25 protein-coding genes and 2 pseudogenes are annotated in these 24,542 nt (G+C 55.3%); 16 read left to right on the top strand and 11 right to left on the bottom strand.

Annotated elements, in window-relative coordinates:
• Nucleotides 1–7 precede the first annotated feature (7 nt).
• On the top strand, nt 8–925 hold the full coding sequence (gene punR / locus BFQ03_RS04245; protein WP_032859329.1) for a DNA-binding transcriptional activator PunR: 918 nt from the start codon (nt 8–10) through the stop codon (nt 923–925).
• Here punR and BFQ03_RS04250 read toward each other — a convergent pair.
• Nucleotides 917–2,083 carry an aspartate aminotransferase family protein gene (locus BFQ03_RS04250; protein WP_065942539.1) on the bottom strand — a complete coding sequence of 389 codons (1,167 nt, stop codon included), beginning with the start codon at nt 2,081–2,083 and terminating at the stop codon, nt 917–919. The genes punR and BFQ03_RS04250 overlap by 9 nt on opposite strands.
• Nucleotides 2,084–2,181: 98 nt before the next feature.
• Between BFQ03_RS04250 and BFQ03_RS04255 the strand changes: the two genes are divergently transcribed.
• Entirely contained in the window at nt 2,182–3,087 is a 906-nt protein-coding gene (locus tag BFQ03_RS04255) for a LysR family transcriptional regulator (protein ID WP_065942540.1), read from the top strand.
• On the opposite strand, the gene BFQ03_RS04260 is transcribed toward BFQ03_RS04255, so the two are convergent.
• The gene (locus tag BFQ03_RS04260) at nt 3,084–3,707 is read right to left on the bottom strand and encodes an HAD family hydrolase (protein WP_032859323.1); all 624 of its coding nucleotides are present in this window, start codon (nt 3,705–3,707) and stop codon (nt 3,084–3,086) included. The two genes, BFQ03_RS04255 and BFQ03_RS04260, sit on opposite strands and share 4 nt — an antisense overlap.
• 95 nt (nt 3,708–3,802) lie before the next feature.
• Here BFQ03_RS04260 and BFQ03_RS30510 point away from each other — a divergent pair.
• Nucleotides 3,803–3,913, top strand: a pseudogene (locus BFQ03_RS30510) (outer membrane lipoprotein carrier protein LolA); the annotation flags it as partial.
• Between the two features lie 5 nt (nt 3,914–3,918).
• On the opposite strand, the gene fabV reads toward BFQ03_RS30510, so the two are convergent.
• Entirely contained in the window at nt 3,919–5,112 is a 1,194-nt protein-coding gene (gene fabV / locus BFQ03_RS04265) for an enoyl-ACP reductase FabV (RefSeq protein ID WP_032859321.1), read from the bottom strand.
• Between the two features lie 328 nt (nt 5,113–5,440).
• Between fabV and ppnN the strand changes: the two genes are divergently transcribed.
• The 4 genes from ppnN (at nt 5,441) to BFQ03_RS04285 (ending at nt 8,085) form a co-directional block, all read left to right on the top strand.
• Complete coding sequence (ppnN, locus tag BFQ03_RS04270) at nt 5,441–6,814, top strand: nucleotide 5'-monophosphate nucleosidase PpnN (RefSeq protein ID WP_065942541.1); 1,374 nt, start codon at nt 5,441–5,443, stop codon at nt 6,812–6,814.
• Nucleotides 6,815–6,988: 174 nt separating this feature from the next.
• Nucleotides 6,989–7,246, top strand: coding sequence for an AbrB/MazE/SpoVT family DNA-binding domain-containing protein (locus BFQ03_RS04275; RefSeq protein WP_032859669.1), 258 nt, complete (start codon nt 6,989–6,991; stop codon nt 7,244–7,246).
• Nucleotides 7,243–7,638, top strand: a complete 396-nt coding sequence (locus tag BFQ03_RS04280) for a PIN domain-containing protein (protein WP_065942542.1) — start codon at nt 7,243–7,245, stop codon at nt 7,636–7,638. Before BFQ03_RS04275 ends, BFQ03_RS04280 begins: the two co-directional genes overlap by 4 nt.
• Before the next feature lie 72 nt (nt 7,639–7,710).
• Nucleotides 7,711–8,085: a hypothetical protein gene (locus BFQ03_RS04285; RefSeq protein ID WP_065942543.1), complete on the top strand. Its 375-nt coding sequence runs from the start codon at nt 7,711–7,713 to the stop codon at nt 8,083–8,085.
• 115 nt (nt 8,086–8,200) lie between these two features.
• Here the strand turns inward: BFQ03_RS04285 and mqo are convergent, their stop codons facing one another.
• On the bottom strand, nt 8,201–9,847 hold the full coding sequence (gene mqo, locus BFQ03_RS04290) for a malate dehydrogenase (quinone) (protein ID WP_065942544.1): 1,647 nt from the start codon (nt 9,845–9,847) through the stop codon (nt 8,201–8,203).
• Nucleotides 9,848–10,122: 275 nt separating this feature from the next.
• Nucleotides 10,123–10,749: a TetR/AcrR family transcriptional regulator gene (locus BFQ03_RS04295; protein WP_065942545.1), complete on the bottom strand. Its 627-nt coding sequence runs from the start codon at nt 10,747–10,749 to the stop codon at nt 10,123–10,125.
• A 109-nt stretch (nt 10,750–10,858) separates the two neighbouring features.
• Here BFQ03_RS04295 and BFQ03_RS04300 point away from each other — a divergent pair, with 109 nt between their 5' ends.
• The 5 genes from BFQ03_RS04300 (at nt 10,859) to BFQ03_RS29580 (ending at nt 15,425) form a co-directional block, all read left to right on the top strand.
• Nucleotides 10,859–11,929, top strand: coding sequence for a sugar phosphate isomerase/epimerase family protein (locus BFQ03_RS04300; RefSeq protein ID WP_032859309.1), 1,071 nt, complete (start codon nt 10,859–10,861; stop codon nt 11,927–11,929).
• Nucleotides 11,926–12,816 carry an alpha/beta fold hydrolase gene (locus BFQ03_RS04305; protein WP_065942546.1) on the top strand — a complete coding sequence of 297 codons (891 nt, stop codon included), beginning with the start codon at nt 11,926–11,928 and terminating at the stop codon, nt 12,814–12,816. The genes BFQ03_RS04300 and BFQ03_RS04305 overlap by 4 nt, the downstream gene beginning before the upstream one ends.
• 143 nt (nt 12,817–12,959) lie before the next feature.
• Nucleotides 12,960–13,508: a cytochrome b gene (locus BFQ03_RS04310; protein ID WP_065942547.1), complete on the top strand. Its 549-nt coding sequence runs from the start codon at nt 12,960–12,962 to the stop codon at nt 13,506–13,508.
• A 428-nt stretch (nt 13,509–13,936) separates the two neighbouring features.
• The gene (locus BFQ03_RS04315) at nt 13,937–14,263 is read left to right on the top strand and encodes a barstar family protein (protein WP_065942548.1); all 327 of its coding nucleotides are present in this window, start codon (nt 13,937–13,939) and stop codon (nt 14,261–14,263) included.
• A gap of 244 nt (nt 14,264–14,507) precedes the next feature.
• Nucleotides 14,508–15,425: a hypothetical protein gene (locus tag BFQ03_RS29580; RefSeq protein WP_139115636.1), complete on the top strand. Its 918-nt coding sequence runs from the start codon at nt 14,508–14,510 to the stop codon at nt 15,423–15,425.
• A gap of 292 nt (nt 15,426–15,717) precedes the next feature.
• Here BFQ03_RS29580 and BFQ03_RS04325 read toward each other — a convergent pair whose 3' ends face one another.
• The 3 genes from BFQ03_RS04325 to BFQ03_RS04330 all read right to left on the bottom strand — a co-directional run bounded on the left by BFQ03_RS04325 (nt 15,718) and on the right by BFQ03_RS04330 (nt 18,937).
• A complete protein-coding gene (locus tag BFQ03_RS04325) occupies nt 15,718–16,470 on the bottom strand; it encodes a hypothetical protein (protein WP_139115637.1) in 753 nt (250 codons plus the stop codon).
• Between the two features lie 104 nt (nt 16,471–16,574).
• The gene (locus tag BFQ03_RS30185) at nt 16,575–16,733 is read right to left on the bottom strand and encodes a hypothetical protein (RefSeq protein WP_175403878.1); all 159 of its coding nucleotides are present in this window, start codon (nt 16,731–16,733) and stop codon (nt 16,575–16,577) included.
• Between the two features lie 371 nt (nt 16,734–17,104).
• Nucleotides 17,105–18,937: an AAA family ATPase gene (locus BFQ03_RS04330; protein WP_065942551.1), complete on the bottom strand. Its 1,833-nt coding sequence runs from the start codon at nt 18,935–18,937 to the stop codon at nt 17,105–17,107.
• Between the two features lie 498 nt (nt 18,938–19,435).
• Between BFQ03_RS04330 and BFQ03_RS28835 the strand changes: the two genes are divergently transcribed.
• The 3 genes from BFQ03_RS28835 to BFQ03_RS04340 all read left to right on the top strand — a co-directional run bounded on the left by BFQ03_RS28835 (nt 19,436) and on the right by BFQ03_RS04340 (nt 21,194).
• Entirely contained in the window at nt 19,436–19,939 is a 504-nt protein-coding gene (locus BFQ03_RS28835; RefSeq protein WP_083204793.1) for a hypothetical protein, read from the top strand.
• A 60-nt stretch (nt 19,940–19,999) separates the two neighbouring features.
• Nucleotides 20,000–20,449 (top strand): GNAT family N-acetyltransferase, encoded by a 450-nt coding sequence (locus tag BFQ03_RS04335; RefSeq protein ID WP_065942552.1) that lies wholly within the window; start codon nt 20,000–20,002, stop codon nt 20,447–20,449.
• A gap of 307 nt (nt 20,450–20,756) precedes the next feature.
• Nucleotides 20,757–21,194 (top strand): acetyltransferase, encoded by a 438-nt coding sequence (locus BFQ03_RS04340; RefSeq protein WP_065942553.1) that lies wholly within the window; start codon nt 20,757–20,759, stop codon nt 21,192–21,194.
• A gap of 1,067 nt (nt 21,195–22,261) precedes the next feature.
• Here the strand turns inward: BFQ03_RS04340 and BFQ03_RS04350 are convergent.
• The 3 genes and pseudogenes from BFQ03_RS04350 to BFQ03_RS04360 form a co-directional block, all read right to left on the bottom strand.
• On the bottom strand, nt 22,262–22,570 hold the full coding sequence (locus BFQ03_RS04350) for a BrnA antitoxin family protein (RefSeq protein WP_065942555.1): 309 nt from the start codon (nt 22,568–22,570) through the stop codon (nt 22,262–22,264).
• The gene (locus tag BFQ03_RS04355; RefSeq protein WP_065942556.1) at nt 22,548–22,823 is read right to left on the bottom strand and encodes a BrnT family toxin; all 276 of its coding nucleotides are present in this window, start codon (nt 22,821–22,823) and stop codon (nt 22,548–22,550) included. Before BFQ03_RS04355 ends, BFQ03_RS04350 begins: the two co-directional genes overlap by 23 nt.
• Before the next feature lie 117 nt (nt 22,824–22,940).
• Nucleotides 22,941–23,391, bottom strand: a pseudogene (locus tag BFQ03_RS04360) (site-specific integrase); the annotation flags it as partial.
• 103 nt (nt 23,392–23,494) lie between these two features.
• Between BFQ03_RS04360 and dusA the strand changes: the two are divergent.
• Complete coding sequence (gene dusA, locus BFQ03_RS04365) at nt 23,495–24,505, top strand: tRNA dihydrouridine(20/20a) synthase DusA (RefSeq protein ID WP_032859295.1); 1,011 nt, start codon at nt 23,495–23,497, stop codon at nt 24,503–24,505.
• The last annotated feature ends 37 nt before the right edge of the window (nt 24,506–24,542 follow it).

The following is a 24,542-nucleotide window of genomic DNA, read 5'->3' on the forward strand; positions in this document are numbered from 1 at the left end:
AGAACCCATGTGGTCCGAATACTCCCTGGATGTGGTGGATGCGGTGGCGCGTCACGGCAGCTTCAGCGCCGCCGCCCAGGAACTGCACCGCGTACCCTCGGCCATCAGTTACACAGTACGACAAATCGAGGAATGGTTGGCGGTGCCGTTGTTTATCCGCCGCCACCGTGATGTGGAACTGACACCTGCCGGCCGCCTGTTTATCGACGAAGCCCGCGGCGTGATGAAAACCATGCTCGGTACCCGCCGTCTGTGCCAGCAGGTGGCCAATGGCTGGAGCGGCCAGTTGAAAGTGGCGGTGGATTCCATCGTCAAGCAGCAGCGGTGCCGGCAACTGGTACTGGATTTCTATCGCCAGTTCCCGGAAGTGGAATTGTTGCTGGAATACGAGGTGTACAACGGGGTGTGGGACGCCCTGGCTGACGAGCGCACCGACATCGTGATCGGCGCCACCAGCGCGGTGCCGGTGGCCAGCCACTTTACGTTTCGCGACATGGGGCTGTTGAACTGGCTGTGCGTGGTCAGCGCCCGGCATCCGCTGGCGCAGGTCGAGGGTTTACTCAGTGACGATCAACTGCGGCCCTTTGCATCACTGTGTATGACCGACACCTCGCGCAACCTGCCCAAGCGCGATACCTGGACCCTGGACAACCAGCGACGCCTGGTAGTCCCCAACTGGGCATCGGCCATGGATTGCCTGCAGGACGGGCTGTGCGTCGGCATGGTTCCGGCGCACCTGGTGCAACCGCTGATCGACAGCGGCGAACTGGCCGCCCTGCAACTGTCCCGGCCCTTCCCGGCCAGCCCGTCCTGCGTGGCCTGGGCGCAGAACAAACTGTCCCCGGCCATGACCTGGCTGCTGGAATACCTGGGGGATAGCGAAACGATGAACCAGGAGTGGCTGAACGGGCCAGGTTTACAGTAACCGCGCGATGCCCCGCACGATCATCTCCACTTCCTTGCTATCCAGGGTCAGGGGCGGCAGCAGGCGAATGACCTTGCCCCGCGTGACATTGAGCAACAAACCCTGCTCCCGTGCGGCCCGCTCGGCCAGGTCGCGCTGCGGCGTGGCCAGTTCAATGCCGATCATCAAACCGCGCCCACGGATCGCCAGCACTTGCGGGTGCTCGCTCAATTCCACCCGCAGCCGCGCCAGCAGCCGCTCGCCTTGACGCGCGGCGTTCTCCAGCAGGCCTTGCTCCTCAATGATATCCAGCACCGTACAACCCACACGGCACGCCAGTGGGTTACCGCCAAAGGTGCTGCCATGGCTGCCGGGGGTGAAGAGCTTGGCTACCGGGGCACGCGCCAGGCAGGCGCCAATCGGGATACCGTTGCCCAGCCCCTTGGCCAGGGTCATGACGTCCGGGACAATGCCCTCCTGCTGGAAGGCAAACCAGGTGCCGGTACGGCCAACGCCGGTCTGGATCTCATCGAGCATCAATAACCAACCGTGCTGGCTACAGTGCGCACGCAAGGCTTTCAGATAGCCCGGCGGGGCGAGTTGCACGCCACTTTCACCCTGGATCGGCTCCAGCAACACCGCGACGACCCTGGGGCCGAACTCACGGGTCAGCGCCTCCAATGCCGCCAGGTCACCAAAGCCAATCTTGATGAAATCCCCCGGCAAACGCTGAAACCCCAGGCGCACTGATGGCCCATCACTGGCGGCCATGGTGCCTAGGGTACGGCCGTGGAAGGCATTCTCCATGACCACCACCAGCGGCTGCTCTATGCCCTTTTTCCAGCCATGCAGGCGCGCCAGTTTCAACGCTGTTTCATTGGCTTCGGCGCCGGAGTTGTTGAAGAACGCCTGATCCAGGCCCGACAACTGGGTCAGCCGTTGCGCCAGGCGCTGCTGCCAGTCAATGCCGTACAAGTTGGAAGTATGCAACAGCAACCCGGCCTGCTCGCTGATTGCCGTCACCAGCCGTGGGTGGGAGTGACCGACATTGGTCACGGCCACCCCGGCCACGGCGTCGAGGTACTCACGGCCTTGCTGGTCCCACAGGCGTGTGCCCAGGCCACGGGTAAAACTCAGGGCCAGGGGTTGATAGGTGGTCATCAGGCAAGCGGCGGTCATGGCATAGGGCTCCATCGGGGTCAGGGCCTTAGTATCGTTAGCCACTCAAGCTGGATAAACTGCACATATATGCAATGACTTTGAATCAAGGGTTGATAATGGATCTGTTCCAGGCAATGACCGTCTACGTCAAAGTGGTGGAGGCCGGCAGCATGACTGCGGCAGCCCAGGCCTGTGGACTGTCGACCACCATGGTCGGCAATCACCTGCGCGCCCTGGAACAGCGCCTCGGCGTCAGCCTGCTCAAGCGCACCACCCGCAAGCAAAGCCTGACCGAGTTCGGTGGCCTGTATTACCAGCGCTGCCTGGAGGTGCTGGGGCTGGTGGCCAACTCCGAGCAGTTGGCTGAGCAAATCCATACCGAGGCGCCACACGGGCTGCTGCGCATCACCGCCCCGCCGGCGTTTGGTGCCGAGCGCCTGGCACCGGCGCTCAGTGAGTTTTCCCGGCGCTATCCACAGATCCAGCTGTACGTGGTGCTGAGCAATCAAGCCATGGACCTGATCGACAGCGGCTTCGACGTGGCAATCCGCCTGGGTGAGCTGCAACCTTCCAGCCTGATCGCCCGGCCGTTGCAGGACTACACCATGACCCTGTGCGCCTCGCCGCAATACCTGGCGCGCCGGGGTACGCCCCAGCAGCCCATGGATTTGCAGGACCATGACTGCCTCGCGTTTGCCTACCCTTCGACCGATGACTGGCGCAACGCCGACAAACTCTGGCGCCTGCGGGGCCCCGAGGGTGAAGTTGAAGTCGCCGTGTCCGGCCCCATGACCATCAACAGTTCCCAGGCCCTGCATCGTGCCGCCGTCGAAGGCATGGGCATCGTGATGCTGCCCGACGCCCTGGTCGGCGCCGATCTGCTGGCGGGCAGGCTGGTGGCGCTGCTGCCAGGCTATCAGTCACCTTCGCGCTCGATGCATCTTCTCTATGCGCAGGACCGCTATCGCCTGCCCAAGCTGCGGGCCTTTGTCGACTTCGTGATCGAACAATGGGCGCGCTAGAAACTCAGCCCCAGGGCCTGCAGTTGGCGGCGGGTCTGCTCGGGTGATACGTGATGAATGCCACGCCAGCCCAAGGCACTGGCGGCATTGGCGTTTTCGGCCACATCGTCGATAAACACCACTTGCTCAGGCTCGATGTCCGGCAAATCAGCACGCACCTGATCGAGGCTCGCGCGGTAGATCGCCGGGTCAGGCTTGATCAGCTTGACCTCGCCGGACACCACGATATTGCGAAAGTACTTCAAGAAGGGATAGTTGGCGCGGGCATAGGGGAAGGTTTCAGCCGACCAGTTGGTCAGGCCGAATAGCGGCACTTTGGCTTCATGCAGGTCTTCAAGAATCGCCACGCCATCTGCGAGCGGGCCGCGCAGCATTTCATGCCAGCGCTCGTAGTAGGCCCGAATCAAGGCCTCATGTTGCGGGTGTTTGGCGATCAGGGTGCGGGTGGCCTCGGCCAGGGTGCGCCCAGCATCCTGTTCAGTATTCCAGGCCTGGGTGCAGATGTTGTCGAGGAACCATTGCCGCTCCTCGTCACCGGTAATCAGTTTGCGATACAGGTGCTGCGGGCTCCAATCAAACAGGACACCGCCGAAATCAAAAACTACTGCACGAATCGTCATGGAGATCCTCCGTTAGCTCAGTGTGATAACGGATGCAGTCTGGCACAGCGAGGTTACGAAAGGACAAACGAGGGACGGTAGGACGGTTCGTAAATGTGAGCTTTTTTGTAGGAGCCGGCTTGCCGGCGAAAATCTTCAATGATCACGCGGGGTGCCTGGCACCCCGCGTTGTTCTCAGGTTTTTCGCCGGCAAGCCGGCTCCTACAGAGGGTTAAGCCTGGACCAGGCCTTCGATCTTCACGGTCGGATTGACGTCGGCCTCATAATCCACGCCATCGATCTCAAAACCGAACAAGCGCAGGAATTCCGCCTTGTAGCCGGCAAAATCGCTGATCTCGTTGACGTTGTCGTCGGTGACCTGGTTCCACAGCGCCGCTACGGCGTCCTGGACCTTCGGCTCCAGCTCAGCCAGGTCGGCACGCAGGCGACCGTCGGCGTCCAGCTTAGGCTCGCTGCCGTACAGGCTGTCCTTGAACAGGCCGTAGACCTGCTCGATGCAGCCTTCGTGGGTACCCTGCTCTTTCATCACTTTGAACAGCAGCGACAGGTACAGCGGCATGATCGGGATCGCCGAACTGGCCTGGGTGACCACGGCCTTGAGCACCGATACACGGGCATCGCCCTTGAGTGCCGCGAGGTTGTCGCGCAGGGTCAGGACTTTCTTGTCGAGGTCTTTCTTGGCCTCGCCGATGGAGCCGTTCCAGTAGATATCCTGGGTCAGCTTTTCACCCAGGTAGGTGAACGCAGTGGTCTTGGCGCCTTCGGCCAGCACGTCGGCGTCGCGCAGGGCGTCGATCCACAGCTGCCAGTCTTCGCCACCCATCACTTTGACGGTACCGTCGATTTCTTCCTGGGTTGCAGGTTCCAGTGTGGTGTCGACCACAACGCCCTTGTCGGTGTTGATCCCGCGCAGGGTCACAGCCTTGCCGATCGGCTTGAGGGTGGAGTTGTGCACCACGCCTTGCGGGTCGGTACGGCGTGGCGCGGCCAGGCTGTAGACCACCAGGTCGATCTTGCCCAGGTCTTTCTTGATGGTTTCGATGGTCAGGCGCTTGATCTCGTCAGAGAACGCATCGCCATTGATGCTCTTGGCGTACAGGCCTTTTTGCGCGGCAAACTTGTGGAAAGCGGCGCTGTTGTACCAGCCGGCAGAGCTGAGCTTGCCTTCTTCGCCTTCTTTCTCAAAAAACACGCCGAGGGTATCGGCGCCACAACCAAAAGCGGCACTGATACGCGCTGCCAGGCCATAGCCGGTGGACGCACCGAGCACCAGGACTTTCTTCGGGCCGCCTTCGATGGCACCGTGTTCGGTCACGTAGTCGATCTGCTCTTTGACGTTCGCTTCGCAGCCAACAGGGTGAGCGGTCACACAGATAAAGCCACGAACCCGCGGTTTGATGATCATAAAATTTCTGCCTCTTCCAAGGTGCCGATGGCCAATGGTGGCCATTACGGCGTCAATCGTACTGGTCTATGACGTCCGAAAAACCGAAGCGTCACGATAGTCGCAATTCTTCTGTTCTCAAAATCCAATCCACAGCGGGGAAAGGCACTCTATTTTTCCGACATGAACGCAGATTCAGCACATTCTGCGGCATGATGAGGCTGTACGGAGTTTGCGTCCTGCCTGTAGGGCAGGGAAAATGCCCGTCCTGTGCGACCGTATTCGGCGCTCGTCATCCTCATGCCACTGGCTGTTCATCACCCGGTGGCTGCGCTTTCAGGGAATAAGAATGCCTCAACGCCAAGTCATCAATGCCTCCGTCAGCCCCAAGGGCAGCCTCGAAACGCTGTCGCAACGTGAAGTCCAGCAACTGAGCGAAGCCGGCTCCGGCAGCATCTATACACTTTTTCGCCAGTGCGCCCTGGCAATCCTCAACACCGGCGCTCATATCGACAACGCCAAGACCATCCTCGACGCCTACAAGGACTTTGAGGTGCGCATCCATCAACAGGATCGTGGCGTGCGCCTGGAGCTGTTGAACGCACCGGCTGACGCGTTCGTGGATGGCGAAATGATCGCCAGTACCCGCGAGATGCTGTTCAGCGCCCTGCGCGACATCGTCTATACCGAGAACGAACTGGACAGCCAGCGCATCGACCTGAGCACCTCCCAGGGCATCACCGACTACGTGTTCCACCTGCTGCGCAACGCGCGTACGCTGCGGCCCGGAGTCGAGCCGAAGATCGTGGTGTGCTGGGGTGGGCACTCGATCAATACCGAAGAATACAAATACACCAAGAAAGTCGGGCATGAACTGGGCCTGCGCAGCCTTGATGTATGTACCGGTTGCGGCCCTGGCGTGATGAAAGGTCCGATGAAGGGTGCGACCATTTCCCACGCCAAACAACGTATCACCGGCGGGCGCTACCTGGGCCTTACCGAGCCCGGCATCATCGCCGCCGAAGCGCCAAACCCGATCGTCAACGAACTGGTGATCCTGCCGGATATCGAAAAACGCCTGGAAGCCTTTGTGCGCGTAGGCCATGGCATCATCATCTTCCCGGGCGGCGCGGGCACGGCCGAAGAGTTCCTGTACCTGCTGGGTATCCTGATGCATCCGGACAACCACGACGTGCCGTTCCCGGTGATCCTCACCGGGCCAAAACAGGCCGCGCCGTACCTGCAACAACTGCATGCGTTTGTCGGCGCGACCCTGGGCGAGGCGGCCCAGGCCCACTACCAGATCATCATCGACAACCCCGCTGAAGTCGCGCGGCAGATGACTGCCGGTTTAAAAGCCGTGAAACAATTCCGCCGCGAGCGCAACGACGCCTTCCACTTCAACTGGCTACTGAAGATCGACGAAGGCTTCCAGCGCCCGTTCGACCCGACTCACGAAAACATGGCCAGCCTGCAACTGAGCCACGCGCTGCCGCCCCATGAGCTGGCAGCCAACCTGCGCCGGGCGTTCTCCGGGATCGTGGCGGGTAACGTCAAGGACAAAGGCATCCGCCTTATCGAGCAAAACGGCCCGTACGAAATCCACGGCGACCTGGCCATCATGAAGCCACTGGATGAGCTGCTGAAGGCATTTGTGGAACAGCACCGGATGAAATTGCCCGGTGGAGCGGCGTATGTGCCGTGCTATCGCGTGGTGCAGTAACAGGCAAACTGCCAGGTCATATGTTGTAGTGTTTTAAGGGCCTTTTACAGGTGTCGTTGGCAGGAATCCGGACTAGGTTTTATCTATTCCGACCCACCGACACCTAAAGAGCGACCTATGGACCAACGGATCTTGTCTTCCATCATTCCTTACCCTAGGGTAAGGAATATCCCGATGGAGATCTTCATTATGGCCACCGCCACACTCACCTCAAAAGGGCAAATCACTATCCCCGTTCAAGTTCGGACCGCATTGGGCCTGGACACCGGAGACCGGGTGGAGTTTGTCGAAATGGAAGATGGCAAGTTTGCCATCATCGCCGCCAACCATAGCGTCCAGGACCTCAAGGGCCTGATCCGCAAACCCGCCCAGGCCGTCAGCATTGAACAGATGAACCAGGCCATCGCCACACAGGGAGCGAAGGCTGGATGATAGGCCTGGATACCAATGTGCTGGTGCGCTATGTCACCCAGGATGATCCGGTTCAATCGGCCAAGGCCTCAAGCCTGATCGAATCCTTCACTGCCACTTCACCGGGGTTTGTCAGCCTGGTTTCGGTAGTGGAGTTGGTGTGGGTATTACAAAGCTGCTACCAATGCCCCAAGACGCAAGTGGTGGCGGTTCTGGAAACCCTGCTGCGCACCCGTGAGCTGATCATCGAACATACCGAACTCATCTGGCAGGCTGTGCGCCGATTTACCACGACCAAGGCTGATTTCGCCGACTGTCTGATCGAGCGCTGTGCCCACGCTGCCGGGTGCGAATACACCGCCACCTTTGATATCGACACCGCAAAGGCCACCGGCATGCGACGCCTGGACTGATCCCTGGCGTTGCTGCAATGCATCTGCTTTGGTAAAACCTGTATTCCACCGCCCCTTGAGAGACCGCCCAACGTGCGCACGCTTCTGCTCGCTGCCTTGCTCCTGACACCCGCCCTGGCCCAGGCGCAAACCATCGCCTGGCCCGACCTGCCCGAGAGTTGTTTCGTCAGCGGGCGGTCTGCCACCAACGACGATGTCGACAATGGTTGTGCGGCGTTTCTGATCAATGTGAAAGGCAAGGCGGCAGGTACACCGATCAAGATGGATATTCCTCAATACGCCCTGCACGTCGAAGCGGGTACAGGCAAGGAGACACCAGTGATCATCATCCAGGCGGAACAGAACGGTGATATCAAGGCTGTGGGGTACAAGGAACTGGGTACCGAGCAACTGGGGGCGGCGTTGCTCAAGGAAGTGCGGCTGTTGGGAACAAAAAAACCGAGCTAGAGCCCAGCCCTAAACCTCTTCGATAAAAAGCCGCAATCAAAAACCCGCTGACCGTTACCGGTTCAGCGGGTTTTCAAGTGTCGACTCAATCCTGTTTCAGAACCTGGTCAACCGCTTACAGCGCGATATCAGCCGCAGGCTTGCTCGGCTCGGCCGCAGGCTTGGCAGCCTCGGTCGCTTGCGGAGCGGGCATTGCAGGAATGGCAGGCGGAGGCGTCAGTTGCAGAACCTTGGCGGTGTAGGCCCATTCTTGCGCAACACGCTCAGGGCTACCGTTCAGCTTGGTGCCATAGCTAGGCACGATCTGCTTCAGTTTTTCCTGCCAGGCCGGGGTGGCGACCTTGTCCTTGAACACTTTTTCCAGCACGGTCAGCATGATCGGCGCTGCGGTGGACGCACCAGGCGATGCACCCAGCAGGCCGGCGATGGTGTTGTCGGCGGAGCTGACCACTTCGGTACCGAGTTTCAGGACGCCGCCCTGCTCTTCGTCACGCTTGATGATCTGCACACGCTGACCGGCTTGCCACAGGCGCCAGTCTTCTTTCTTGGCGTTCGGGAAGTACTCTTGCAGCGCCTTGAAGCGGTCGTCATCCGACTGCATCAGTTGGCCGGCAAGGTACTCGACCAGTGGGTATTCGCGGATACCGACTTTGGTCATTGGCCAGATGTTGTGGGTGGTGGTGCTGGTCAGCAGGTCCAGGTACGAGCCTTCTTTCAGGAACTTGGTGGAGAAGGTCGCGAATGGGCCAAACAGGATCACGCGCTTACCATCCAGCACACGGGTGTCCAGGTGCGGAACCGACATCGGTGGCGAACCCACCGAAGCCTTGCCGTAGGCCTTGGCCAGATGCTGCTCGGCAATCGTTGGGTTCTCGGTTACCAGGAACGAGCCGCCAACCGGGAAGCCTGCATATTCCTTGCCTTCAGGAATGCCCGATTTTTGCAGCAAGTGCAAAGCACCGCCGCCCGCGCCGATGAACACGAACTTGGCGTCGGTCTCGGTCTTCGTGCCGTCTTTCAGGTTTTTGTAGCTGACACGCCACGAACCGTCGGCGTTCTTGGTGATGTCCTGCACTTCGCTCGACAGTTTCAGATCAAACTTCGGCGTGGTCTGCAGGTGAGCAACGAACTGACGGGTAATCTCGCCAAAGTTCACGTCGGTACCGATCGGAGACCAGGTAGCCGCGATTTTCTGGCTCGGGTCACGCCCTTCCATCATCAACGGAACCCACTTCTTGATCTGTACCGGATCTTCGGAGTATTCCATGCCGGCAAATAACGGGCTTGCCTGCAATGCTTCGTAACGCTTCTTCAGGAACTTGATGTTGTCATCGCCCCACACAAAGCTCATGTGCGGAGTGGAGTTGATGAACGAGCGCGGGTTCTTCAGAACGCCTTGCTGAACCTGCCACGACCAGAACTGGCGGGAAATCTGGAATGCTTCGTTGATCTCGACCGCTTTCGGGATCTCAACGGTGCCGTCCTTGTTTTCCGGGGTGTAGTTCAACTCAGCCAGGGCCGAGTGACCGGTACCGGCGTTGTTCCAACCGTTGGAGCTTTCTTCGGCGACGCCGTCCAGGCGCTCGACCATCTCCATCGACCATTGCGGCTCCAGCTCATTGAGCCAGACACCCAGGGTCGCACTCATGATGCCGCCGCCGATCAGCAGCACATCAACTTTCTTTGCCTCTTCCGCCTGAACGGAAGTAATCCCCATCGACAAAGCCAGCCCCAGCAGGGCAGTGTTCACTTTTTTAAACATCGTAGCACCTATGATAAAACGCCTTCCGCCCTACCGTCCTCGACCTTCCGGCAACCGTGGTTCACAAAACATCAGGCAATGTTTTGCTGGCTCCCGTACTCGCAAGAACTGCAGGGTGGGCACACAAGGCCGACGTATCGACCTCACTTTTATGTCCCTTCTGCGCTGACTTCTTATCATTATTGGCTTCAGCTACCTCGGCGACAGCTACCCTGCCGGTACGCATTCGGGAGTGCGTACCAGAGAGAGAATAGACCAAGATGGCGCGCAGAATATCATGGTCCGGCTGGATCGGGCGTCTGTTCTGGACTTGGCGGTCGTGTTGGTAACTGGCTCAGCGCCACCTCAACAGACTGGCGAAGACGCTCAGGCGTAACGCCATCCCTCGCCTGGATGGAAATACCGTGCAAAAAGGTCGCATAAAAGTCCCCCAGCGCCTGCACGTCGATATCCTCGCCAAGTTCGCCGCTTTCCTGCCCGTATTGCAATCTGTCGATAATCGACTGGGTACGTTGCCGGCGGTGCTCACGCAGCCATTGCTGAACTTCGACACCGTCCGGGCTGGTGCTGCTTGCGGCACTCACCACCAGGCAGCCGCCGGGACGACCCGACTGCGTGTATGTGCTGATGGCATCGTCCAACATGCCCCTGATCGCGCTTCTCAGGTCTGCCTGCGCCAGCGCATAGTCGGCAAAGCCACCCTCGCCGCTTTCATATAAAGCCACCGCCTCACGGAACAGCGCCTGCTTGCTGCCAAAAGCGGCGTAAATCCTCGCCGAGGCAATGCCCAGCGCCTCCACCAGCGCCGACATGCTGGTGCCCTCGTACCCTTGCTCCCAGAACAACAACATGGCGCGCTGCAATGCCGCTTCCCTATCAAATTCGCGCGGACGTCCGGCCATTAATTGCTTACCTGTGGGTGTGATTTCATCACTTTAACTCATATCGAGTTGACGGTAATGAATGGGCAGGCCTATTCTTTGTCGATCGACAAACAATAGGAACAATCTGATGCGTACGCTTAAAGGACCTAGTTTGCACCTGGCGCAATTCAGCGCCGCCGAGCCGCCTTTCAATAGCCTGGAGAACATCGCCCAGTGGGCCAGGACACAAGGTTTCAAGGCGCTGCAGATTCCGGCGTGGGACAGCCGATTCTTCAATGTCGAACTGGCTGCGCAAAGCCAAGCGTACTGCGATGACATCAAGGGCATGCTCGGCGACCATGGCCTGCAGATCAGTGAACTGACCAGCCACATTTTTGGCCAACTGGTGGCGGTTCATCCTGCCTATGACGCCCTGTGGGACGCCTCCATTCCAGCGCCGCTGCGAGGTAAACCCCAGGCCCGTACAGAATGGGCGATCGAGCGCATGAAATTGACCATCACTGCCTCGCAAAGGCTCGGTCTTGAAGACCTGGGCACATTTTCCGGCGCCCTCGCCTGGCCCTATCTATTCCCCTTCCCGCAGCGCCCAGAAGGTCTTATCGATGCCGCATTCGATGAGTTGGCCCGGCGCTGGCGACCGCTCCTGGATCTCGCCGATGAGAAAGGCATCAACCTCTGCTACGAAATCCACCCCAGCGAAGACCTCCACGACGGCACCAGCTTCGAGCGCTTCTACGAACGGGTTGACCAGCATCCGCGCTGCCGAATCCTGTTCGACCCCAGCCATTTCGTATTGCAACAACTGGACTACTTGAGCTACCTCGACATTTACCAGTCGTTCATCCGCATGTTTCACGTCAAGGACGCCGAGTTCAACGCCACCGGCCGCCAGGGTATCTACGGCGGATACAGCGACTGGGCCGACCGTGCCGGACGCTTCCGCTCACTGGGTGACGGTCAGGTGGATTTCAAAGGCATTTTCTCCAAGCTGGCCCAATACGACTATCCAGGCTGGGCCACGCTGGAATGGGAGTGCTGCTTGAAAAACCAGGAAGACGGAGCCCGCGAAGGCGTCGAGTTTATCAATCGACACATCATTGAAGTCACCAACCGGGCCTTTGACGACTTCGCCGGTGCACCGGTCGATCAGCGGCAGATCCAGGCTATGCTCGGCCTGCAGCACGAGGCAAGACCATGAGCGCGCACACCGCCACATCGCTGCGTACGGGCGACGATTTCACACATCGCTATGTGCGAATCGACGGCAAGAAAATCCACTGCGTCGTGGCCGGAACCGGGGAGCCGGTGTTGCTGATCCCGGGCTGGCCACAAACCTGGTACGCCTTCCGCCATATCATGCAAGCCCTCGCACTTCAGGGCTTCCAGGCCATTGCTGTCGACCCGCCCGGCCTTGGCAACTCAGACCGGCCTGCACTGGGCTTCGACACCGGTAATATTGCCGACGTGCTCCATCGGACGATGCTGGGGCTCGGGATCTCACGCTATCACCTGGTCGGGCACGATGTCGGCATGTGGGTAGCCTATGCCCTGGCAAGCGACCAGCCACACGCCGTGCGCACACTGACCGTAACCGAAGCCGTCATACCCGGCCTGGCCACACCGCCACCGATTTTTGTCGCGCCGGAACACAACATCTTCCTGTGGCACTTCCTCTTCAACCAGATCCAGGACCTGCCCGAGGCCCTGATTACCGGTCGGGAAGAAACCTACCTCAACTTCATGTTCGATCGCTGGTCATTTCACCGCGATGCCGTCGCCTCCGACGTCTACATTCGCGCCTACTCGACACCCGGCGGCTTGCGTGCGGGGTTCGACTATTACCGCGCGATTCCCGAAACAATCCGGCAAAACACCGAACGCGCTACCCGCATGCTGGAAATGCCAGTACTGGCCATCGGTGCTGAACATGCCACCAACGATGCGCCACTGATAACGCTCCAGGGTCGCGCAACTGACCTGCGCGGGGCGATCATCACGAATTGTGGGCATTTTGTAATGGAGGAAGCACCGGAGGCTTTTTTGGAACACTTGCTCGGCTTTTTGCTGGCGCATCCTGAAGGCTGAGACTTCGTGCCAGACGAGTAACGGGGCAAAGTCGGGAAATTCAGAAATCAGAAAAACCGATGAGAATCATCGAGTTTTTACGGTTTTCCGACAGGCCCAATTGTCGATAATCGCGTCTTCTCAAAAGGGAGGCGCGTATCCAGATGACTGAGGCAAAAAGCTATACGGCCACGGCAAAGTGGCTGCACTGGGGCATGGCGCTCATCTGGATTGTCGCCTGGGTCGTGGGGATCGTGGCCGTTCACTGGCGCGATGAATTCAATCCACAGCATCAACTCACCTTTTTACACAAGGCAATGGCCAGCACGCTGTTATTCCTTATCGTCCTGCGCATCGCCTGGCGCCTGACCCATGCAGCACCCGCGATGCCCGATACGATGACGCCACTGGTCAAACGTGCGGCGTTCATCGGCCATCTGCTGCTGTACATCGTAGCGCTAGTTGGATTGCCAATATCCGGCTGGTACTGGAGTTCGGTCGCCGACAAACCCATCCTGGTTGCGGGCTTATTCTTGCTGCCGCCGCTGGTGGAGGCAGATAAAAGCCTCTATGACCTGGCAAAGGCGATCCACACCTACAGTGCATGGTTATGCGGAGTCCTTGTGGGTGGGCACATGGTGGTGGCGCTGAAACATCACTTTATTGACAAGGACGAAGTGCTAGTCGGGATGTTGCCTGGGCGTGTCGACTGATGTGGGAAGTCTCGCAATACCCGACATCAACGGGGCCACTCCGTTCCTGATAAACGGATCCCCCTTCGCCGCCCCATCCAGATACCTCAATGCCTCTACAAATTTCGTCACCACCACTTTCTCGCCGTTTTTCGGTTGCACCTATGATGGATTGGAACTACTAAACCAAAGAGCCTTTAAAACAAAGGCCTACAGCTAACCCAGCTTTAGCTCGTACCACTTATGTACCACTGGACTCCTTTCGATCCATACCTCCGCCCTGACTAGCCGCCTTAGGCATCAGGCAGATAACGGCCAGAAGCGGCCACTGCAACGTCGTTTGTAGCGGATTGAGCCCTGGATTGCGCAAATATGCAGTCAGCAATTGACTTCACCTTGCGAGACCGCCATATCTGTTTTTTTCCAACGTGGCGAAGGTTTATCTGAAAATGGTGCAAGTGGATGCAAACCTGATTACTGACTGGCAAACATTCCACAGTGTTTTCGCAGAAAAATTCGGCTTTCCTAGCTTCTACGGCCGCAATATGGACGCTTGGGTTGATTGTCTTTCATATCTCGATGACCCCACCGCAGAAATGTCGTCTATCCACGTCCAAAGCGGACAAACGCTTTCATTGGTCATCGACAACGCCCAGAGCTTCAAGCGCCGCTGTCCTGAACAATTTGAAGCGATTGTGGAGTGTGCAGCTTTTGTGAACTGGCGAATCGTCGTTGCTGGCGGCACCCCGCTCCTGGCACTTGCTTTCAATGTTTAAATGCTCGCCCACATCAATCGACAGGGGTGTTATCAACGACTGCGACGGGGCGAAAGTTGACCGCCCGGACAGGCAGAAAACGGCCAGAAGCGGACTGATCGAACCTTGCCTCAGCTTGCGCCCTTTTGAGGCTTCGATATCTCTAGGAGATTCGGGCGATTCGAGCCATCCGTCAACAGAGCAAGTAAATAATTGATAATCTGCTTCAATTACAGTGTCGCTGTTTCCTGCAGAGAAAATATCCATGACCGAGATAAAACGAAAAATGTCCTCTACACAACCAGATAAACGAGAGTGGCATGGGACGCATCACTCTTGGTGTTTTAGTCCGCAGGCATTCCGCTGGACAGGTGAGTATATTTCCGGGCCAAATTTTTTACCGTTAGCGACCGAAATGCGTGCATGGATGTTACAGCTAGGACATCTTTCTCTCATGCCACCTTTGGAGTCGCCGTCAAACGGCGGCTATACAAACAATTATACTGAAAGCGGTATAACTCTTACGCTACTCATGAGTAACTCCGTGACCGCCTCTCATCATTTTGCCACATCCCTAACAGTAAACGAATCTGAAGATGAAGTAAGTGCGGAACTTGAAAGAATTAGACTTCATAACGAATTACTTATTAACTCTGCAAGGTTTTGCGAGGCCGTCATCAAACAGTTGCTTCACTGCACTCAGATTCCAGCATCTCTATATCAACGCATGGCGTTGGGTCAATTGCTTGAATCACCTTGCCCGTATTGCAACAAGAAGAAGGACGTCAAGTCTCACTCTATTTCTTTAGTTGGCACATTAGCGTGTCCATTTGGTCTCTGCCATGCCTTTGAGCATTGTGCCATGAACCATATGAACCTTGTAAATAAATTGCGCAACACGCAAGCTGCACACTCTGAGGTTCAGACGCTAAATATCAGATCCGTCAGCGCATCGAAAGAACAGCTTTACCAAGATTGCGATGCCATACTTAATGATTTTTTACATATGCTTTTGCATTTGCAGGAATTGGAGCAAGCAATACTGGTTGACTTAGCCAAGATGGCAAACGTTATTAATCATCTAAAACGGTCGGGTCTTCCGCCAGAAGATTGCAATTTCGAACTTGCTCCAGGCCAACCTTTCGTATTCGATCCCACCCAGGAAAAGGGCATCACTCATTAAAATACGAAGCGGAAATACCGAAGAAACACACACTTTTGGCTGCACCCATCCGGTGACAGCCTGGGTGACATATGAAGTTGCCAGTTGTGTACAATTCAAACTAAATGCATGAAATGACCGATTAAATGGAGGGCCAAAGGCTGTCATGACTCATTACTGCCGTATAGGGCTGAGTGTTTCCGGCCAGCAGTAAACATTCGATTTCCTGTGTTAACGCCCCAAATCAGCAATCCATTAGATTGAATAAGTCAATCAAACATATAAAAGCAATAAAACTCACTCATTAAAATATTCACACATCAACGACAAATCCTAGAGTGCGGCAAACTTTTGCAACCTTCTCTGTCAGTGGCTGAACATCATGAAAGTCGATATAGCGGAAGCGCATCCCTTCAGAGTTGGTTGAGAGCTTGCAGCCTAAATCTATGCATTGTTGAGAGGATAAGTCGGTAAAAACTGCTAACTCTTTATGCTTACCAGAAGTGAGCCCTTCGTAGTCACCTGCGAAAACTATCGCTTTATATGGGAGATTTTGCTCTAACCCTTTGGGAAAACTGATGATGGGTACAGTGATACACCGAACCCGTAGACGTTTAAAGCCATCGATGACGCTGTCATTATGACTATCTTTCTTTCCTCCCGTCAAAATAATAACCGGGGGACTCTGCCATGTCTTGAAACCTTCATAATGATCACAAAGCTCTCTGCCATACACAGACTTGATAAATAACATTCCTAGATCTGTAATACCTTCAGGCTTTATTAGCCCCAGTTGGCGTAGAGTCTCAACTGAAAGCGATCTAATTACTCCAAGCTTGTGCTGGTTAAATACGTCGCTTTGCGATAGGACACCGTATCCGTGCTCAGGGATCAACTCATGTTTCGTCGCTATGTGTGCCAGCCTTAACAACTCAAGATCCTCATGAGCAAGCTGCTTGAGCGCAAGCATGAAGTGGCGGCGATACTCTTTATCTAAAGAGCCAAACTTTAACGCGACTGTTAATTGAGCATAGGCTTCAGCTTTATTGCTATCACTATCATTCACGCAAGCCTGAAGCAGATCAGCGAATTCAATTTCTGTGGCTAACGCATTGGCAGTAGCATAGTCAGCCGTTGATATACAATTGACCAACGCCTCGCAATAACGCCCTATGCGAATTTTTTTTGTTCGTCGTGAAATTCACGCAAGTACTTCATGGCGGTCGCGGGCTTGTCGAGACCAGGAATTAATTCTGCGAGTTGCAATCCATATTTTTCGGCTTTTCTCAGAAATTTAAGATTTTCTTTGCCGTCTTCATTAATTTTCATGCGTACTCTCAAATCGTTTCTTGAATCCGGCGGCCATTGCACCGAATCGCCCCTAGTTTCCTAGGCGCATCCGATTGGCTGCTTTTGGCCAACGGCAGCTTTGGGTCGTTTGCTGCCAGTCAGGCGCAGACTCAACAGCTTTATCGGTGATGGATTGGAACTATTAAACCAAAGAGCCTTTAAAACAAAGGCCTACAGCTAACCCTGCTTTAGCTCGTACCACTTATGTACCATTGGACTCCTTTCGATCCATACTTCCGCCCTGACTAGCCGCCTTAGGCATCAGGCAGATAACGACCCAATGCGGCCAATCGCACGACGTGGCGTCTGACCAAAAGTGGATTACAGCTGTGCGCTAGCTGTCCAGGAATTCAAGCGACAAGTTTCAGCAGATTTTCCAACAGGTCTTTAAGCTCAGCGCGATCGTTATCGTTTTCCCGGTACGTAGACCGTTGGAGGATCTGCTCAGCCGTCATCAGCGGCCAGAGTTTATCGATCACATCGTCCGCTTTGATACCCACTGCTTTGCCAATAATTTTTTTGGCGTCGCAGGTGTCAGTGAAAGCCACCAGTATCCCCGTTTTCGCGTTGATCATATCGGGACAAAGGTAGTTCTCGATTTCCCGTTTACGTGTCGAATAGAAAGCACGGCCCTGCCCCTCGACTTCTTGCTTACGCTTTAAAATCGCGGCGACCTGCTCAGGGCTCCCACCAATGTCAGAGTCCAGAAACACGCACCAAGGTAGTCCGAGTTTATCGGCAAGGTTGAGAGTGACCCAGTGCTTCACGCTGCCACAACCACCAATCAGGATAGGGACAATGCCAGCGTCCTCAAGACTGGCATGAACATGACCACCGGCCTTTAGGATATTCGAAACGTGGCGCAGGAAGGTGACATCGGACTTGCCTTCCACCAGCACTACGCCTTTTGCCCGCTCCATCCCGGTCTCGGGTAGTACGCCCAGGCTCTCGGCAGCCTCCTTGAGTACTTCTTGACTGGGCATCTTGACGATGGGGATGCCGTTCTCGTCCCTCGTGACATAACGGATACCTTCAATGGGGATCAAACCCGCTAGTGCAGGGACGTGTGTAGTAACAATGATCTGCCGATTTGTCTGATTGGATAGTTGCAGCAGCGCCTTCATCAGCATCATCTGATAGTTGGGGTGCTGAGAAGTCTCCGGCTCTTCAATGGCATAGATCACATTGCGCGGGCTTCCAGCTACTGCATTTTTCTCTGCCTCGGCTCGGAAGAAGTTGAGCAAAATGAGACGACGTACGCCACTACCGCGTTTGTTGATGGGGATTCCGTTCTCTCCTTCCAGAGTGAAGTTGAAGGTCCATTTGGGCTTTTCTTTGAAGCGCGGAGTCAGCTCATTAGCCAGCTCAGGCGCCATTTCCCGAAGCTTGTTAAGGGTGCGTTCGGCTACATCTAGCACGCTGCTTTCGATTTGCCGCTCCAGTTCACTTATCTGTACTTGAAGCGCAGCCTGGGCCTCTTTGACTGCTAGCTGCAGAGGATTCTTGGCCTCGGCGTCACCGTCACTGCTTTGTCGGTCAGCTTTGAAAAGAGCGAAGGTTGGCAACAGCGTCTCTATTTTCTCCCAGATAGATTTGCCTTCTGTCGATAAACCTTTTCCTACATCGAGCAACGTCTCCTGGCAGGGCACATCTCCGGCTGCGTTGCGAATAGCTTGCCGCCAGTGTGAGGCCACCCGCTGGTCAGCCACTTGCCCAGTGACTCCAAATTGCTCGCCAAGCTTTTTCAGATCTACCATTTTCAGGCTCAGCAGGCTTGCGAGTGCTTTGTCTGCAGGGTGCTGACATCGAATGGCCGTACCGTCATGTTTGCCCGTACTTGCCTTGAACGTTTTGACAACCTCAAAGGCGCCTCCTCCGTTTAGCAGGAACTCCTGCGACAATGAAGTCTGAGCATTCTCATCAAGCACTAGGGTTTCTGGCAGGTCGTCAAACTCGCAGGCAATCTCGAATTTGTCATGCCCCTCTGTCAGACTAAAACAGTTCATATCGCTATTGTCAGGCTTGATATCTGCGCTATCGAAAAAGATGGCCAGAGCCTCAAGGACAGTCGACTTCCCATAGTCATTTCGGCCCACAATGCCGGTCATGGCGAAATCGATCGGAATGGTGGTGGTGGTGCGATAGCCACGGAAATTAGTGAGCTTGACTGTCTTAAGGCGCATCGTGATTTCCTTATCTAACGTCAATTTCAACGTTTTTTGGGTGAGTGAGGTAGCCAATTGTAGTCGTGTAATGGCGAAATGCCTTATCCATACGTTTCTGATCGGAAGCTGCTCGCTGCGAGTGGCAGGTGTTGGCCGCTAGCCGACCTCGGCGATCGGCCGCTTTGGGTCTATTGCTGCCGGTCAAGCGCAAGGTCAATCGCTTTATCGGTGATGGATTGGAACAACTAATACTATAGGCCACGTATTCCTTGACCTACAGAGCAAACCTGAAACCTACGTACCACTTTCGTACCAACACTACTTTCACGCAGTGACGCCCTGCTCCTCACGACAGACGGTAATCGGCCAAAAGCGGTCGTTCAACATGGTTGGCCAACACCCGTCTCACTCGAGACGTTTTCCCTGAGCATCGAATTGTGAGCACAATACTCAATACGCTGACGCATGATAAGATCTTACGAAGTCAAACAGAAAAACAGTAAGAGCTCGAACAACATGCTGATACTTTTTAAAGGGGAAACCCAAGGTTTAAAAGTTGCACCTCGCTGGCCATCCTCGAAAGTATTAATTGAAAAAAATGTATTTCTTAAGTTGCTTGAAGCCCAGTCAAAGCTCCCATCATCCGTCAAACTACTGCTCGTTCGCGGATATGAAAATAAAAGTAGCAGGCTTGGTACGTTCAGGCACATATCAAGATGGCTAGGCATCAAGCTATTTTGCACATGCTACCCAAGTCGAAAGAGCGAAGTGGGTGATATATTTGGCTCCAATGGGCATGACGTGGATGGCTCTCATGTAGATGTGTCGATCCTTCTAAATGGAAAAAGACTGCGATTTCTGCCTTTGGGAGTCTTTACATCGTTGAGTCTTCAGCATATTAGAGCGGAGGAGCACATCACTATTATTAAACATGTCAAAGGAGCACTTGAGCAGTGCGGCTTCAGGATTCACCATAACCAAACAGAGAGCATGCAAATCCATTGTGACTTTAATGGGTAAGCTGGGAGTTCTTCTATTCCGCAGAAAAATGCTCTGCCAATCTTAACTCAAGGACAAGCAGTGAATACTGAACTTAAAATTGCGCCAAAGAACTCGCAAGAAATTTTAACCACTATGCTGGTCGAATACTTACATGAACTTGGCGCAAATACAGCGTATCCGTACCTTCCACTTTACTGGGAGGAAACTGAAAGGCACCCCTATTTTATTCTTGCGAATGGCAAGGTTGCTGGATTTGCCCTTGTGAGAACTTTGAGCGATGCGCCCTTATTTGAGATGGCCGAATTTTTTGTAGCGAAACCGTATCGCGGCAACTCAATCGGAAGAGAGGCGGTGCGTATACTCTTTAAATTACACGCAGGTGCCTGGCGAGTTTCAACCATGGTTGACAACATAAATGGGCTAAAATTTTGGCGGGCGGTCGTACCAGCGGATACCCCTGTTAGTCGCATCGAAGAGCCGGGCGAAGACTCTTATGTACTGTTGTTATTCAACACTGCCAAACGCTAAATTATCTCGCCGTATACCACCCAACCACAGTTGATTTCATCAGCACCATTTTTGTACCCCTCGCCCTGTAGAAGCCTCTCCTTAGCACCTGAATTGAGTGCGCGGGCACTTGACGCCTCTCAAGCGCGCGTTTTCTTGACACATCGAAAAACACAAAGTATTTTTCACTTCCCCTCCTTTTCGGCTACCTCTGCCGTGCACCGCCCAGGCGTTAACTCGCGAATCGGTCATACAGATGCCGACACTTACACGGCCGCTATTTACTGGCGCGCCTATATTTAGATATCAAGTGTATAAGGTTGATTTCATGATCATTCGTCAGGCCAATGCTGCCGACTACCCGCAACTGCTCGACATTTGGCTGCGATCCGTTCGCGCTACTCACCACTTCCTTCAAGAGTCCGACATAGGCGCTCTGCTTCCGCAGCTTCGCGACGTCTATCTACCCGTCGTTGATGTATGGATTGCGGTAGACGAAAAACACTGTCCGCTTGGCTTTATTGGACTCAATCAAAGCCACGTAGAAATGCTCTTCATTGATCCTGATCTTCGCGGCCAAGGTATAGGCCGTGCGCTACTGAATCACGCCCGCAGTTCGAGCTATACGATGAGTGTTGACGTAAACGAGCAAAATCCCCAGGCGGTAGGCTTCTATCTCCATTACGGATTCGTTCAAACAGGTCGCTCTCCTTTGGATGGTGAAGGCAGGCCGTTCCCGCTGCTACACATGAACTTATCCAGCTAAGAGCACGATGAAAAGTCGGCCCTACAAAGTTGCGTAGGGCCGCCCCATAGGTAGCGAAACCAGCCCCCAGGACTAGAAAGAACCCGCGCGTTCTTTTGTAGCAAGTGCCTGTAGCTCCAATCCCGACATCCACTGCCAACGCCAACATCTGACGCTGTATGGGTGAGAGTGCGAGCGCGTGAACGTAAAGGTTGTGAATGCAGCACGCATCTTCAAAAGCGCCTCGCCCTAGGCATCTTTCGCGTTTTCATGTTGACCCACGGGAATGAGGTTAGGAGGGTTAGTTTTTTGCTGGGAGCCCTGAAAGCCTTGTCAATTATGGCTTTTCGAAGATTTGGCAAGGTTAGCTTTTCGGTTAGGTCTGGTTATTTCCTAACCTTTATTAGTGTTAAATATTCAATATAATAATTCCTTTAAAAACAGCATGTTACATATTAACAACCTTCAACCTAACCTTACCTAACCCATCAAAGTTAGGGCTCAAGCCCAACAAACACGGGCCTTCCAACCCAAATATCCCCCCTCAAAAAAAACTAACCTTTTTCCCGAGGTACCTACTGAATTCAGCCATCCGTGCGTGCTTATAAGCGTTGCGCAAAACATCCACCCTCGCAGGGTTCTGCCCCCTCCAAAGCGCCCAGCCTGAGCCGGTGAGAGTGGTCCGCAGGGGCGCAGAAAAAACGACCCATTTAGCCCGCAGGCGAGGTGGGGGGACGACGGCGCGCGCCAGGTGCTGAAGCACGTCACTGCCCCAGATCTGTAGCCCGTCAGCCCCCGCCCCTTCAGCCCGTGGAGCGCCAACTCCCCAAGACCTCGCGACCGCCCCAGCAAATGCCAGCTCCGGCAGAGCCTCATACACCTGAAAGCCCCGTATTTACTGGCCCGAACAGCCTTTAAGGCTTGCTGTGACACTCTACCAATGCTATGTTTTACTGGGGTTTTTCACGTCATTGCAGGACAAAACTTCATCGTTCTGGACAGGATTTCTCCTGTGGGAAAAGCCAATCCCCAGACAGCAAAAAGCCGCCTCATGGGCGGCTTTTTGTTTCGGCGATGAACTCGGGTGACTACGCCTTCAATTCATCTGGCGTATGTGTCTTGAGCCAGTCAGCCAGGGCAGCGTTCATTCGCGTTTGCCAGCCAGGCCCAGAGGCCCTGAATTTCTCCAGCACCTCAGGATCAAAACGAACATTGACGTGTTCTTTAGTGGCTGTCGACTTTGGCCGACCACGCTTTGGTTTGAGCATTTCCTTTGCCTGAGCCTTGCCAAACAGCCCCGCCAACACGTCGCTTGCTGGCTTGGCCTTGGCAAAGTCCTTGGCCGACCATTCAGGGTTTGCCGTATCGACCATCTCAGGATTGAGTTTCTTGGTCATAGCTTTTGACCTCCCGTTTGTTGGCTTTACGAAAACTGATGACGTGAACCGCATCGCCCCGAGGGGTGAACACCACGACATGCAGTCGATCCCCTATGTACCCCATCGCCCGATACCGGCACTCTCCGTAGTCGAAGCGATCATCTTCCACGATCAAGGCCGTAGACCATTCAAAGTCCTGCACTTGGGCAAATGGGAGTCCACGTTCTTCAACGTTGCGAGCGTCTTTGGCTGGGTCATAAGTAATCTGCATTAAATTATTGTACCCACAATAAACAGCCCGCACAAGGGTTGGACATAACGATCATCGTTAACTATGGCTGGAGGATTTGATAGGTGGGAACCAGAGGGCCATAAACTCAACCACGCCGTAACACCAGGCATCTCTGGCAATCGCCAGAACAGCGCCAAGGTGCGCCAGGTCGTTGCCTGCGGTTTGTGGCTGAACCCCACCACCCTCACGGCTCATTCGCCAGAGGGCGAAGTCGACTAGGCGCTGGGTTGTGACGTCGGTATCATTGAGCTTACCGATATCCATCTTGCCGATGGCTTCAAGCGTGGCCTTCTTGGTTTTGCCTAACGGCCGAGCCTTTTCCACTTCCAGCAAGTACTGCTTGATCATGTCTTTGACGGTGACGCCCTGCCGGCTCGCCCGTTCTATCGCGCCGGGCTGGTCCAGCTCCGATTCACGCTTGGGCTGCCTGTTTCCGGGCGAAGGTCTGGCTCTCTTGGTAGACTTGCACTCCGTCGCGCTTGATGCGGATCTGAGTCGTGTAGCTCACGGTCCCATCCGCCAGTTTTCTTGCCCTGATAGTCGCCATATCGAAAGTGGTACGCGTCAGTTTTGAGGTGGTACATCGTACCAGCGAGCCCTGAAAAACGCCTGAAAACGCCCTAAAACACGCCAAGAACACGTTGAGTAAAATGCTAGATAAACAGAGCTTTAGCCCAGCAGAATCAAGCCCCGCACTGTCTCGGCGCTTTAGCGTTGCACCTATGATGGATTGGACCGACCGCCACTGCCGCTTCTTCCTGCGCCTACTCTCCAAAAACGCCCTGCTCTACACCGAAATGGTCACCACCGGCGCAATCCTGCACGGCGACCACGAACGCTTCCTGCGCCACAACGAAGCCGAGCACCCGTTAGCGTTGCAACTGGGCGGCAGTGTTCCAGCAGATTTAGCCGCCTGCGCTCGCATGGCCCAGGATGCAGGCTACGACGAAGTGAACCTGAACGTCGGCTGCCCCAGCGACCGGGTACAGAATAATATGATCGGCGCGTGCCTGATGGGGCACCCGGCCCTGGTGGCTGATTGTGTGAAAGCGATGCGTGATGCGGTGTCGATTCCGGTTACGGTGAAGCATCGCATCGGGATCAATGGCCGGGACAGTTATGCTCAGTTGTGTGATTTTGTCGGACAGGTGAAAGACGCGGGCTGTACCAGTTTTACCGTGCATGCACGGATTGCGATTCTGGAGGGCTTGTCGCCCAAGGAAAATCGGGACATTCCACCGTTGCGCTATGACGTAGCGGCGCAGTTGAAGCGGGATTTTGCCGAGCTGGAGATTGTTCTCAATGGCGGGATCAAGACACTGGAGCAATGCGACGAGCATTTGCAGGTGTTTGATGGGGTGATGCTGGGGCGTGAGGCGTATCACAATCCGTATTTGCTCGCAGAGGTGGATCAGCGCTTGTTTGGCAGTACGGCGCCGGTCATCAGCCGGGCCGAGGCGTTGGCGCAGTTGCGGCCTTATATCGCTGAGCATTTGGCCAATGGAGGGTCGATGCATCACATTACGCGGCATGTGTTGGGTTTGGGTACTGGGTTTCCTGGAGCGCGCAAGTTTCGACAGTTGTTGTCGGTGGACATTCATAAAGCTAGCGACCCGTTGGCTTTGTTGGACCAGGCTGGGGCGTTGCTGGAAGGCCGCTGACCGGGCGGCTCGTAAAATGGGTGAGGGTCGCGGGCAA

The organism is Pseudomonas sp. 25 R 14 (assembly GCF_900004755.1).
GTDB classification, from domain to species: domain Bacteria; phylum Pseudomonadota; class Gammaproteobacteria; order Pseudomonadales; family Pseudomonadaceae; genus Aquipseudomonas; species Aquipseudomonas brenneri.